This window comes from Paenibacillus sp. W4I10, assembly GCF_030816325.1.
Classification (GTDB): Bacteria; Bacillota; Bacilli; order Paenibacillales; family Paenibacillaceae; genus Paenibacillus; species Paenibacillus amylolyticus_B.
The window spans coordinates 4,118,797-4,132,931 of the sequence record NZ_JAUSXX010000001.1 but is presented as its reverse complement, the minus strand read 5'-3'; the positions used below and the strand labels follow the sequence as shown (position 1 = coordinate 4,132,931).

The 14,135-nt window shown below is 43.3% G+C and carries 6 protein-coding genes; all 6 read left to right on the top strand.

All coding sequences use genetic code 11. The features are described from left to right. The first annotated feature begins 1,316 nt into the window (after positions 1–1,316). The 6 genes from QF049_RS18605 to QF049_RS18580 all read left to right on the top strand — a co-directional run bounded on the left by QF049_RS18605 (position 1,317) and on the right by QF049_RS18580 (position 14,073). Entirely contained in the window at positions 1,317–4,385 is a 3,069-nt protein-coding gene (locus QF049_RS18605) for an anti-phage-associated DUF499 domain-containing protein (RefSeq protein WP_307539582.1), read from the top strand. Continuing rightward, on the top strand, positions 4,382–4,957 hold the full coding sequence (locus tag QF049_RS18600) for an anti-phage-associated DUF3780 domain-containing protein (protein WP_307539580.1): 576 nt from the start codon (positions 4,382–4,384) through the stop codon (positions 4,955–4,957). The genes QF049_RS18605 and QF049_RS18600 overlap by 4 nt, the downstream gene beginning before the upstream one ends. A gap of 19 nt (positions 4,958–4,976) precedes the next feature. Next, positions 4,977–7,838, top strand: a complete 2,862-nt coding sequence (locus tag QF049_RS18595; RefSeq protein ID WP_307539577.1) for an anti-phage-associated DUF1156 domain-containing protein — start codon at positions 4,977–4,979, stop codon at positions 7,836–7,838. A gap of 3 nt (positions 7,839–7,841) precedes the next feature. After that, a complete protein-coding gene (locus tag QF049_RS18590) occupies positions 7,842–10,559 on the top strand; it encodes a phospholipase D-like domain-containing anti-phage protein (protein ID WP_373428268.1) in 2,718 nt (905 codons plus the stop codon). 756 nt (positions 10,560–11,315) lie between these two features. Next, complete coding sequence (locus QF049_RS18585; RefSeq protein WP_307539573.1) at positions 11,316–11,642, top strand: nucleoside triphosphate pyrophosphohydrolase; 327 nt, start codon at positions 11,316–11,318, stop codon at positions 11,640–11,642. Continuing rightward, positions 11,626–14,073 (top strand): DEAD/DEAH box helicase family protein, encoded by a 2,448-nt coding sequence (locus QF049_RS18580; RefSeq protein WP_307539570.1) that lies wholly within the window; start codon positions 11,626–11,628, stop codon positions 14,071–14,073. The genes QF049_RS18585 and QF049_RS18580 overlap by 17 nt, the downstream gene beginning before the upstream one ends. Positions 14,074–14,135: the final 62 nt, after the last annotated feature.

Sequence of the window (14,135 nt, the reverse complement as noted above, 5' to 3'; positions counted from 1 at the left end):
AACTCAGTAAACTAATTAATCATAGTAAGTAAATTCCTTGGTTCTTGGTACATTGGACATGTGGCGTTAGCTAATTTACTCCTAATAGATGATAAGAATGAGAATAATTGATTAATCAAACTATGTTTGAGCTTAATTGATTAGGGCTGATTTATAATGAATCAACTGACAGCTTTCGTTGGGTATGGTAGTGAGTGCAGTATTGCGCAAATAGCTGCTTAGGGAGGCTAATGACCGAATACCTATGAGAAATTTAACCTTAGTCTAACTTGTTAATATATACTAAGGTTAGGTTGGCAGTGAAGACTGGGCTGCACCGAACCGAGGTGCAGCCTGATTTATAAGTGTAAAATGTTTTATTAGTCTAATCATGAAAAATCGAGCTTTGGTAAAGTGATGGGGAATTATACTAACTATTTTAGTAGAATTAGTCGAGTTTAACGAGGGACGTTTCATTTTTAATTTTAGCAGGTGAAAGAATTTTTCTCTTCCTTCCTTATTTTTAATAAAATGATGAATGAGTATACCTTTGTAGCGAAGAATTTCAGGACAATAGATGACCTTTGATGTAGGCTTGCTGTATAAATCCACGGAGAAACCGTAACTGGAATGGGGTATACAGAGGAGGAACATTAATTTTAAGTTTGGCAAGGTGGTCAGTTTTTTCTATAATGTGACTTTGGGCAAGATGATCGATACTGGACGAGGGACATAGTCTGGGGAAATAGAATATCACTTGGAATGGTCGAGAGTGATGGGATTGGCAATACAGTGTTTCAATGGGTGACCAAGTACTGCCTTGCTAAGTAATAAGAAAATTGACTCTAATGGTGCTAAGTGGAGTATGTATATAGGTTCGGGAACCACAATGGAGGAAGAACGTAAAAAAATTTGGTTATGTTGCGTATGATACTTATAAAAAGAAGTATATAGAGAGATCCAATCTATAAAAAGCAATGAGGCAATGATGAAGTTATTATGGTGGGGATACAAAAAATAACGGTAGGTTAACTGAAAGTAGCAAGTTATAATTGATTTATACTTTATAAGCAAATTATAGTGTATTGAGACTTGCTACATAAGAAGTAAAGAAGGTGTATTCAGATTATTTCAATGGGAATGAAATAGTGAAACGGTGGATACTGTTCTATCTGTGAAGCTTAGGTTTCCATTTAGTTTGTAAGAATCAATATATCACTATTAGTAGTTGAAGGTAAAAGCTGAACGTAGGAACAGTTTTTGATAAAGAGAATACCAAAGCCTCTAAAAATACGGATGTACAAGATAGGCTAAGATTAAATAAAAGGAGCTTAAACATGAGAACAATCAAATCAGCATGTCAACTACAGCCCAATGCGCTAGATATAAATGTTGGTGATCAAATTGAGCGACTAGATCAGATCATTCATGACACCAATGGACAAGATTTTTTTAAGAAAACATTCATAACAGATGGAATGAGGACTCTTCTTTCCAAAGGTATGGCACGTCTTGCAGGAAAGTCAAACGATACCGTGTTCCATCTTAAACAAGCCATGGGTGGTGGTAAAACACACTTGATGGTTGGATTTGGACTCCTAGCAAAAGATTCAGTCCTTAGAGAGACACAAATAGGATCAATGCCATATCAGTCAGATTTTGATTCGGCAAAGATAGCAGCTTTTAATGGACGGAACAATCCTCATACTTATTTCTGGGGGGAAATTGCTCGGCAGTTAGGCAAAGAAAGTCTTTTCAAGGAATATTGGGAATCCGGTGCTAAGGCTCCGGATGAACAGTCATGGGTGAATCTGTTTGACGGTGAAGAACCTATTCTTATTCTGTTAGATGAAATTCCTCCATATTTTCACTACTACAGTACTCAGGCTTTAGGGCATGGAACGATAGCCGATGTGGTTACAAGAGCATTTTCCAATATGTTGACGGCAGCGCAAAAAAAGAAAAATGTCTGTATTGTCGTATCCGACCTGGAGGCAGCTTATGATACGGGTGGGAAGTTAATCCAACGTGCTCTTGATGATGCTACACAAGAGTTGGGGCGTGCAGAAGTTTCGGTTACTCCGGTTAATCTAGAGTCGAATGAAATCTATGCAATTCTTCGCAAACGTCTCTTTCTTTCCTTGCCTAATAAAAGTGAAATAGCAGAAATTTCCTCAGTATATGCATCTAGACTGGCAGAAGCAGCAAAGGCAAGAACGGTTGAAAGAAGTGCTGAGGCACTGGCCAACGATATTGAATCAACTTATCCTTTTCATCCAAGCTTTAAAAGTATTATTGCCCTTTTTAAAGAAAACGAAAAGTTCAAACAAACTCGTGGTTTGATGGAATTGGTTTCACGTCTTTTGAAATCTGTCTGGGAAAGTAGCGAAGACGTGTATTTAATTGGCGCTCAGCATTTTGATCTTTCCATCCATGATGTTCGTGAAAAACTGGCAGATATCTCTGATATGCGTGACGTAATTGCTAGAGACCTTTGGGATTCCACCGATAGCGCACATGCGCAAATTATTGACATTAACAGCGGGTATCATTATGCAAAACAGGTTGGAACTCTTTTGCTTACGGCTAGCCTTTCAACTGCCGTCAATTCTGTTAAAGGGCTTACTGAGAGTGAAATGATTGAATGCTTGATCGATCCTAACCACAAAGGAAGTGACTACCGAACTGCATTTAGTGAACTTCAAAAATCTGCTTGGTACTTACATCAAACCCAGGAAGGAAGAAACTATTTCAGTTATCAGGAAAATTTAACGAAGAAACTACAGGGGTATGCGGACAAAGCTCCGCAAAATAAGGTTGATGATATGATACGTCATCGCCTTGAAGAGATGTATAAACCGTCAACCAAAGAAGCATATGAAAAGGTGTTACCTCTGCCAGAGATGGATGAAGCAGAGGCTGTTCTTAAATTGGGACGTGTCCTTTTAATTATCAGTCCAGATGGTAAGAACCCTCCAGGTGTTGTTTCTAACTTTTTCAAGGGACTAGTTAATAAAAATAATATACTAGTATTAACTGGAGATAAGTCATCAATTGCCAGCGTTGAAAAAGCTGCCCGCCATGTTTACGCAGTAACAAAAACAGATAATGAGATTCCCAGTTCACATCCACAAAGAAAAGAATTGGATGAAAAAAAAGCTCAATATGAACAAGATTTCCAAACTACAGTTCTTTCAGTTTTTGACAAACTTCTCTTCCCAGGAAACAATCGTGGAGAAGACGTACTTCGGCCGAAAGCACTAGATAGTACCTATCCGTCGAATGAATCCTACAATGGTGAAACGCAGGTTATAAAAACACTGACTTCCGATCCTATCAAATTGTATACCCAGATCAATGAAAACTTTGATGCTCTTCGCACTAGAGCGGAGTCTTTACTTTTTGGGGCACAGGATGAGTCACGCAAAACTGACTTGTTGGACAAAATGAAGCAACAGACTCAGATGCCCTGGCTTCCAAACCGTGGATTTGATGAATTGGCTATAGAAGCATATCAACGTGGTGTATGGGAAGACTTGGGTAATGGCTACATCACTAAAAAACCGAAGCCTAAAACAACAGAGGTCATAATCAGTGAAGATTCTTCCCCTGATGACTCTGGCACAGTCCGTTTGAAGATTGATGTAGTGAATGCAGGCAACAGTCCTCGGATTTATTATGCAGAGGACAGTGATGTTTCTGAAAACAGTCCAGTACTAAGCGATAATACATTGGCAACCAAAGCACTAAGAGTTCAGTTTCTTGCTGTGGATCCTACTGGGAAAAACCTGACTGGTACTCCGAAAACATGGGAGAATCGTCTGACACTACGAAACCGATTTGATGACATTTCCCGAACATTAGAACTGTTTGTAGCACCAAAAGGTTCTATTAAGTATACCTTGGACGGCTCAGAACCTCGAAACGGAATTAATTATACGGGGTCTATTCAATTGGGAGATAACGATACAACAGTTTGTGTCTTTGCCGAGTGCGAGGGACTCGAGGAAAAGCGAAACTTTACATTCGCTAAATCAGGTTCAAAGGAAGTTCCTATTATTAAGGATGTGCCTGCTATTTTATATAGCCAGTCTCCAAAGCGCTTGGATAGCTCCTCGAAAACCCATGAGGGTCTTAAAATAGCAAAGGAGAAAAACATCGAATTTGAGCAAGTAATACTGATGGTGGGCTCTGCACCAAAAGCTATTCATCTTTCGCTTGGTGAAATTAGGATGAGTGCAGAGTTCATCGAAAGGGAACTGACACATCTTCAAACCCTTCTTAACCCGGATGTTCCTGTAGTTATGACATTTAAAAAAGCCTACACACCGACCGGTTACGATTTGGAACAATTCGCCAAGAGTCTCGGTTTTGAAATAGGCAATGGAGAGGTAGAGCAAAAATGAATGGAACTACAGATTTTGGAGCGCCAACAGAATTCGGTATGCACCATTTCTACGTAGAAATTCCCGCTGCCCCACGGGATGCTATCTGTATATATGAGGATTTTGGCTTTGATGGAGATGAATCTCGTCGTGAAACGGTTGAATGTAGACTATTTCTGGCTCGTGAGCTTTGGACCAAAATCCGGGATGATGCCAGACGTGATTTTAATGCACGGTTAAAAAGCGAAAAGCAAAGTACAGGCAGCTGGAGAATTGGAAAAGTCAAGCTAGACCGTTTTTTGGGTCGAGAGTTGTGTGTCCTTGGGTGGGCAGCTGAGCATGCCTCAACACCTGACGAGTGTCTTGTAATTTGTCAAAAATGGCTTGCATTGCGTCCAGAGGAACGTTGGTGGTTATACAGCAAAACTGCTTCAGAAGCTGGGCTGGATAATCAGTCTAATCGAGGTTGGCGTAAAGCAATCTACTGCGCATTGTCTGACGGTACTAACATCAAATTGGAAAACAAAATAAAACAAAAAAACAAAAAACAAAAGGTTGAAGAAGAAGAGACCCTAACCCTTTTTGAATTATAGAAGACGAGGTAGATATCTGATGGCATTAGTACCATTTGAATGGAGAAATAAACCTGCATTAATTGAACATCTTTTCCCGGTTCAGAGAATATCAGCTGAAAGCTACAAAGAGCAGATGGCAGGATCTGGTAAAACACTCACAGGTCTTGGTAGTTACTGGAAGGGTAGGAAGCCGCTTGTTCTTAATAAGGCATGTATTCTTGGTGCATTACTTCCAGCAACAGAGGACCGTCTCAAAGATCTGGATATTTTTGAAATGTTGATGGGGATGGATTCTGTATCTATGCAAAAACGTATTAGAGCAACTCTGCCTGTTTTGAAACAGGATACTATTGGAGAATATCTGATCCTGCCGTTTAACGATCAGGTTAGAATGGCTAAACGTCCGGAAGAGGTAGGAGACACACTATTTAGTCACATCTGGTTAAGAGTAAACAATCACCTCGGCACTTCAGCTACCTCCTTTCCTGAGCTTATAGAAGAGATGGGGGTTGCTCGATTTGGAAGACGTCCACGGGTCGCTGATGTTTTCTCAGGGTCTGGACAGATACCTTTTGAAGCGGCCCGATTGGGGTGTGATGTCTATGCCTCAGATCTAAATCCCATTGCCTGCATGTTGACTTGGGGGAGTTTTAATATCGTTGGTGCTCCCAAAGAAAAGCGGGTCGAAATAGAAAAAGCGCAGATAAAACTAGCAGAACAGGTCCAGAAAGAGATTGATAAGCTGGGCGTTGAGACAGATGGGAAAGGCTGGAGAGCCAAGGTTTATCTTTACTGTGTTGAGGTAGTTTGTCCGCAGTCTGGCTGGAAAGTCCCGCTTATTCCGAGTCTAATCATAAGTAAGGGATACCGAGTGATCGCCGAACTAACACCAATTCATACAGAAAAACGTTACGATGTAAAAATTCGCTATGTGGATTCTTATGATGAAGTTGAAGCTGCTGAAAAAGGAACAGTTCAAAATGGAGATCTTGTTCATTCACCGGATGGAATTACTCAATATCGAGTGAGTATCAAAACTATCCGAGGAGATTACAAAGACGGTAAAGAAAATAAAAATCGGCTTCGTCTTTGGAAGAAAGACGATTATATACCACATCGGGATGATATTTTTCAAGAACGACTTTACTGTATTCAATGGATGAAAAAGAAGCCAACAGGAATGAAATACGACTATGAATTTCGTTCGGTCACAGATGAAGATATGGATCGAGAGAAAAAAGTAATCGACTATGTTGGAACTCATCTCAAAGAGTGGCAAGAAAAGGGCTACATACCTGACACGGTAATTGAAGCTGGGAATAAAACTGACGAGCCAATTAGAACTCGTGGTTGGACTCATTGGCACCATTTGTTTAACCCTAGACAGTTGCTATTGCTTGGGGAAATAAACAAAAAGAAAACACCACTTACGGCATTCTTAATGACAAAATACTCAAATTATTTAGCTAAACTGTGTGCATGGGAAACTACCCCAGCGAGAGTAAATAAAGAAGGTAAACAAGTAGGCGGTGCAAGTAACAATGCAAAGCAGGTTTTTACAAACCAAGCTCTAAATACTATGTATAACTATGGGACTCGTTCTAGTTCAGATCTTGAATGGCACGTTGATTTGAAGTCTTATCCATTAACCAATGAATCACCAATCGTTAATTCACATCCTGCCCATGAAATCGAGATTGAAAATGATATTTATGTTACTGACCCCCCTTACGGCGATGCTGTCAAATATGAAGAGATCACTGAATTTTTTATTGCTTGGCTAAGCAAAAATCCTCCAGCGGATTTTGCACATTGGAATTGGGATAGCCGGAGATCCTTGGCTATTAAAGGAGAGGATGAGGGCTTTCGCCAAGGAATGGTTGCGGCTTACAGCAAGATGACTCAAATGATGCCAAACAATGGTATTCAAGTATTAATGTTTACACATCAAAGTGGGGCTATCTGGGCAGACATGGCAAACATTATTTGGGCGAGTGGATTACAAGTTACTGCTGCTTGGTATGTGGTAACGGAAACTGATTCTGCTTTGCGTCAGGGTGCCAATGTCAAAGGAACTATAATTCTAATTCTTCGAAAACGCCAAAATGAACTGGAAACTTTCCGTGATGATCTTGGCTGGGAAATTGAGGACGCTGTTAAAGAGCAGGTAGAATCATTGATTGGATTGGATAAAGAGGTGAGAGCTCAAGGCTCGGAAGGGCTGTATACAGATGCTGACTTACAGATGGCTGGATATGCCGCTGCTCTGAAAGTTCTTACTGCTTACTCTCGTATCGATGGCAAGGATATGGTAACTGAGGCTGAGGCCCCTCGCCAAAAAGGAAAAAGAACCTTTGTTGATGAACTAATCGAATTTGCTGTTCAGACTGCGGTTCAGTTCTTAGTCCCGGTGGGATTTGAAAAAGGAGAATGGCAGAAATTGCAGGCTGTAGAGCGTTTTTATCTAAAGATGGTTGATTTAGAGCATCAAGGTGCCAAAACTTTGGATAACTATCAGAACTTTGCCAAAGCTTTCAAAGTCCATCACTTCGACCAGTTGATGAGCGACAGTTCAAAAGCTAATTCTGCACGCCTGAAGCTATCGACTGAGCTCAAAAGTTCATTGATGTCTGGAGATGCTGAATTTGCGAAAACACCGCTAAGAGCCTTATTGTACGCTCTCTTTGAACTTTCGAAAGAAGTGGAAGTAGATGATGTATTGTTGCACCTTATGGAAAACTGTCCTAACTACTTACCTAATAAATCCTTACTTTCCAAAATAGCGAGTTATCTGGCAGAAAAGCGGGAAGGCCTTAAAAACACAAAAACTTACAGTCCGAACGTGGAAGCAAGCTGTGCACGTATACTCGCTGAAGCTATAAGAAACCAGAGGTTATAGGTTGTGACGATAAAACGTTTTTCATCTCGAATGGAAAGTTTGGATAAAGAGTTTTTGGCTGAAACTCTAAAAGGTGCAAATAAGTATCTTCGTATTGCAGGCTATTTTAGAAGTTCAATTTTCGAGCTGGTTGGTGAGGAGATTGCTCAAATTCCAGAAGTGAAAATTATCTGTAACTCCGAACTGGACCTGGCTGACTTTCAGGTAGCAAGAGGTCGGAATATTGCCCTAAAAGAACACTGGAATGAAGTGGACGTAGAAGTTGAAGCGCTCCTAAAAAAGGAGCGCTATCAGATCCTGGATCAGCTATTACAGGCAGGCAATGTGGAGATCCGAGTTGTACCGAGGGAACGCCTGTTTCTGCATGGGAAAGCGGGATCAATACACTATCCGGATGGTAGCCGTAAGTCGTTTATTGGTTCTGTTAACGAGTCGAAAAGTGCCTTTGCCCATAACTATGAACTGGTGTGGCAAGATGATGATGAGGAAAGTGCTGATTGGGTAGAGGAAGAATTCTGGGCCTTGTGGAACGAAGGCGTTCCTCTGCCGGAAGCTATCTTAGCAGAAATTAATCGCGTGGCTAACCGTAGGGAAATTACGGTGGAAGTACTGAAACCTACTGAAGTACCAGCTGCTGCTATGGCTGAAGCTCCGATATATCGGGGAGGAGAACAACTGCAGCCATGGCAGCGCTCCTTTGTAAGCATGTTTTTGCAACATCGAGAAATATACAGTAAAGCCCGTCTGCTGCTGGCCGATGAAGTGGGGGTGGGTAAAACACTCTCAATGGCAACTAGCGCACTGGTGAGCGTCCTTCTTGAAGACGGCCCTGTCCTCATTCTTGCTCCGTCCACATTAACGATTCAATGGCAAATCGAAATGATGGATAAGTTAGGGATCCCCACGGCTCTCTGGTCTTCACAAAAGAAGGCCTGGATTGGTGTCGAAGGACAGATTTTATCTCCACGTGGAGATCCAGCTGCTATTAAAAAGTGTCCCTATAGAATTGCTATCGTTTCGACTGGCTTAATTATGCACCAACGAGAAAGATCTGACTTTGTGAAAGAAGCAGGAATGCTCCTTAAAAATCGATTCGGAACAGTCATTCTGGATGAAGCCCATAAGGCACGAGCTAGAGGTGGGATTGGTGATAATACAGCTGAACCGAATAATCTTCTTGCTTACATGTTACAAATAGGTAAGCGCACTCGGCATTTGATATTAGGTACTGCGACCCCAATCCAGACTGATGTACGTGAACTTTGGGATCTATTGGGGATTCTGAATAGCGGTGCAAATTTTGTCCTGGGTGACTCATTATCGCCGTGGAGAGACCACGAGAAAGCAATTCCACTGGTGACTGGGAAAATTCAGGTTTCTTCCGAGCGAGATGCTTGGCAGTGGTTAAGTAACCCATTGCCTCCGGGGAATGAACATCATATTGTCCAGCACATCCGTGATAATTTGTTGATTGAATCCCAGACTTTCTCATGCGCACACCGATTTGAAGACTTGGATTATATGATTCAAAATATGTGGCTTTCAGAGTGTCTGGACTCCAGATTCTTTAAAGAAAATAACCCCGTATTGCGTCATACTGTTTTAAGAAAGAGAAAGCAACTTGAAGAGGATGGGATGCTGGAAAAGGTAGGTGTTAATACACATCCAATAACCCGAAATATTGCTCAATATCAGTCTCGCTTTGTGGGGTTAGGAATTCCAACAAACACACCATTTCGGGTTGCGTACGAAAAGGCAGAAGAATTTTGCATGCTTCTCCAGTCAAGAACAAAAACAGGTGGTTTTATGAAATCTCTGATGCTACAGCGTATTTGTTCAAGTTTTTCGTCCGGTTTGAAGACGGCACAGAAGATGCTAAAGCATTCTATCTCAAATGAGGATGAGGACCAAGCTGAAAATGTAGAGCATATTCTTTCTGAAATGACGCCAGCAGAAATCGAATGTCTTAAAGAAATAAAGATACAGCTATCACGTGCTGAAGCCGTTGATTCCAAGTTCAATACAGTAAAGTGGTTTTTAACTGAGTTTAAGACTGATGGGAAGACATGGCTTGAACATGGTTGTATTATTTTTAGCCAATACTATGATACTGCTGAATGGATTGCCAAAGAGCTTGCCAAATCTTTCAACGGTGAAGTAGTAGCAGTATATGCGGGTGTTGGGAAAAGTGGATTGTTCCGAGGTGATCAATTTAATAGTGTCGAACGAGAAGTTATAAAGGCTGCTGTTAAAACTCGTGAAATCCGGCTGGTAGTAGCAACCGATGCTGCTTGCGAAGGGTTAAATCTTCAAACTTTAGGGACTTTGATTAATATTGATCTCCCCTGGAATCCGTCTCGGCTTGAGCAGAGATTGGGTAGAATAAAACGATTTGGTCAGACGCGTAAGTTTGTAGACATGCTCAATCTAGTATACAGCGAAACTCAGGATGAGAAAATTTACAACGTCTTATCCGAACGTCTGCGTGACACCTACGACATATTCGGCAGTCTACCTGACACAATCGATGATGATTGGATTAAAGATGAAGAAGAGCTTAAGGGCCGAATGAACGAATACATGCACGAAAGGAAAAAGGCTCAGGATGCTTTTGCTGTGAAGTATCGCGAAACCCTTGATCCCGAGGCTCATTTGTGGGAAAGATGTGCATTAGTTTTATCTCGTCGTGACATTTTAAACAAACTCAGTGAGCCTTGGTAATAACATAATTAAGAATTGTTCAAAAAAAAGAAAAGGCCTGCTCAATAGATGTTTTGGTATTATCCCCTCAAGGTGGACAGTGAAAAAAGAGATCATGTTAGAATAATCTCAACACTATAAACTAGAGGGGATATTTGCTATGCAGCGAAGAGAGGTCAAACTTATAATCGATATATAGTTAAAGAAACAAAGAAAGAAACGGTTCGTCTGCGAATGGAAGAAGTATGAGCATACAATTGGGCCATGGATAATATGGAATTAAGAGTGACATCCAGATTATTACATGGCTACGAAAATGTCAAAACGGAGAGAGTTTTGTGGATTACCAAGGACTCTGGATGAAGAAGCGTTGTAGTAATGCTAAATAAGAAAATGCCTGCCTGAAAGATCAGGTAGTTATTTAGAAAAATTCAACCCGAACTTGCGTGGGGATGGAAGCGGGATTTCGAATCCTGTTGCCAGGCCATTCACGAAATAAGCTCTAGGACTCCCGTGTTTTGGTTGTTTATAATCGCTTAAACTTAGTGTGAATTTACCAAAAATGGAAGGAGAAATACTCTTCCCTCAGAGAGAAACAAGCAGACCGGGAGCGGATCATGGAATTGTCCTTATTTCAGTTACAAACGTATGCGAACCACTTTAGAAAAAGAAGGCTTCGTGGTGAATCACAAGAAGGTAGCAAATGGTATAATGGCAAAAAGGGAGATTCTGGCGCGAGGCTTGAAGGCTCTCACAGCAGAAAGGATGTTATACCACATGCCTACATACAACAAATTGGTGCGGGACAAGATTCCGCATATTATCACATCCAGTGGTAAGGAATGCCGCACACGCATTCTAGACCCTGAGGAGTATAAGCAAGAGCTAAGAACGAAGCTGCAAGAAGAATCGGATGAGTACGTAAGTGCAGCAAACGATCAGGAAGCGCTGGAAGAACTGGCAGATATGCTGGAAGTGATCCGGGCGCTGGCAGAGGTGCACGGGGCGAATGCGGCACAGTTGGACAAGCTGCGGGCGGACAAAGCCGAGGCGCGCGGCGGATTCCAGGAGCGGGTGTATCTGATCGATGTCGACGAAGCTTAACGTTAAACTCATTACAGATAACTTGGCAGATGAACTGATTGCCCGGATGCAGCATGCATCCGGGATTTATATTATGACGTCCTTTATTATGCAGTCCGGGGTGAGACTGCTGGCCCCGCACTTAAAACGGGCGGCGGAGCGTGGGGCAGAAGTACGGATGCTCGCAGGAGATTATCTGTACATAACACAGCCAGAAGGATTGCGGGCATTGTGTGAGGTTGATCCACGAATTGAAGCGCGGCTGTGGCGAAGTATGGGCACTTCTTTTCACCCGAAAGCGTATCTGTTCGATCATGACAACGGGGAAGGACTGCTGATCGTCGGTTCGTCGAACTTTTCGTTCACGGCGCTGAAGACGGGGTATGAATGGAATCTCGCGATGAATGCGGAGGCGGAGCCGTATACGTTTCAGTCAGCTTTGGACAAATTCATGCAGAGCTTCTACCATGAGACAACGCTGCCGGTGAACCCGGATTCGATTGAACTGTATGAGGAAGAGTACCGCAAATATCACCAGAAGAACCCGGAGATGATCCAGCGGATCACGGAGATGGAAGAAGCGGAATTTGGCACAGGTCTACCTGAGGACAAAGAGGAAGAAACCACCGCCGAGCTGTCGCTTGCCCCGATCCAGCCGCGCTTTGCACAATTGGATGCGCTTGAAGCACTCCATGGTACGATGGAGGAGCAGTACGACAAAGCAATGGTCGTCATGGCGACCGGGCTTGGTAAAACATATCTGGCGGGCTTCTTCGCGCAGCGGTTCAAGAGGGTGTTGTTTGTAGCGCATCGGGAAGAGATATTGTTCCAGACGAAGATATCTTTTCAGCGGATCATGCCCGAGCGCAGTCATGGGATATATAACGGACAGTACAAGGATGGAACCGCGGATTGTGTGTATGCTTCGATCTTTACGCTGAGTATGCAGAAGCACCGGGATGGGTTTGCGGTGGATGCCTTTGATCTGATCGTGGTGGATGAGTTCCATCATGCGGCGGCGAAGACGTACATGTTGGTGATTGAGCATTTCCAGCCGAAGTTCTTGCTGGGCATCACGGCGACTCCGGATCGATTGGATGGCAAGGATGTGTATGCGCTCTGTGATGGGAATGTGGCGTACCAGATACACTTTATCGAGGCGATCCGGCGAGGGTGGCTGGCGCCATTTCAATATTATGGGGTATTCGACGATACGGATTATTCGCAGATTCGCTGGATCGGCACAAAGTATGATGAAGAACAGCTCATGGCTGTTCAGTTGCAAGAGGAGCATGTGGAGACGATCTATGCGGCATGGCTGCGGCACAAGCAGACGAGAACGATTGGATTTTGCTCCTCGATCCGGCAGGCGGATTATTTGGCTGCGTATTTTCGCAGTCAGGGGGTGAAGGTGCTCAGTCTGCATTCGCGCACATCGGAGATGTCGCGGGAGGAAGCCATTCGAAAGCTTGATGCGGGTGAGCTGGAGGTTGTGCTGACGGTGGATCTGTTCAATGAAGGAACGGATATTCCGCGTGTAGACACGCTGCTCTTTGTGCGTCCAACGGAGTCGCTTACGGTGTTCACCCAGCAGGTAGGTCGTGGCCTGCGGTTAGCGGAAGGCAAATCGCATTGTGTCATCATCGACCTGATCGGGAATTACCGCAATGCGGATGTGAAGCTGAGCCTGTTGGACGTGCGCGGAGACGAGGAACGCAACGGAAAAACGATGGATTCGGCTGTGCCTGAGGTTCCGGCTAACTGTGGGATTCATCTGGAGACCCGGGTAGTGAACCTGCTTCAGGAGCTGAGCCGCAAACGGCTACCGCGCCGCGAGAAGCTGCATCAGGACTTTCTGGATGTAAAACGAGAACTGGGACGTATTCCGACGTATCTGGAACTGCACCTGATGGGGCGTTCGAAGAGTGTCGGGTATCGGAGCGAATTCGGTTCCTATGTTGGTTTTCTGTATTGGGCAGAACTGCTGACCCCATATGAGGGGGAGATGTACGTCCGGCATGAGGCTTGGCTGCGTGATGTGGAGAAGACGGTCATGAACAAAAGCTACAAGATGATCGTGCTGCTATACATGTTGGAGCGTGGCGAAGTCCACTGGATGGACCCGATCACGCCGGGGGAGCTGGCTGAATTTTTCCATACGTATCTGACGGAGAAGGAATACCGGAAACGGAAAGACTTTTCGGATAAGGACAAGCTTGCGCTCTGGGAATGGAACGAGAGGACGGCAACACGGATTGAGAAATTGATTATTGATATGCCGATGTCTATGTGGAGCGGGGCGAAGGGTAGTATGACCCGTTTCGAGGATGGTGTGTTCTCGCTGAATGTGCAGGTGGAGGATGCAGAGGAACGGGCGCTGCTGTATCATTGGACGAAGGAGATTTGTTTGTATCGTTTGCATGCGTATTTTGAACGCGGGGCAGGTAAGTAGAGAAGAAGCTCTTATACAGTCAGTCAATCTGAAATTTTACTTGGCAAATAAAAATTTACCAA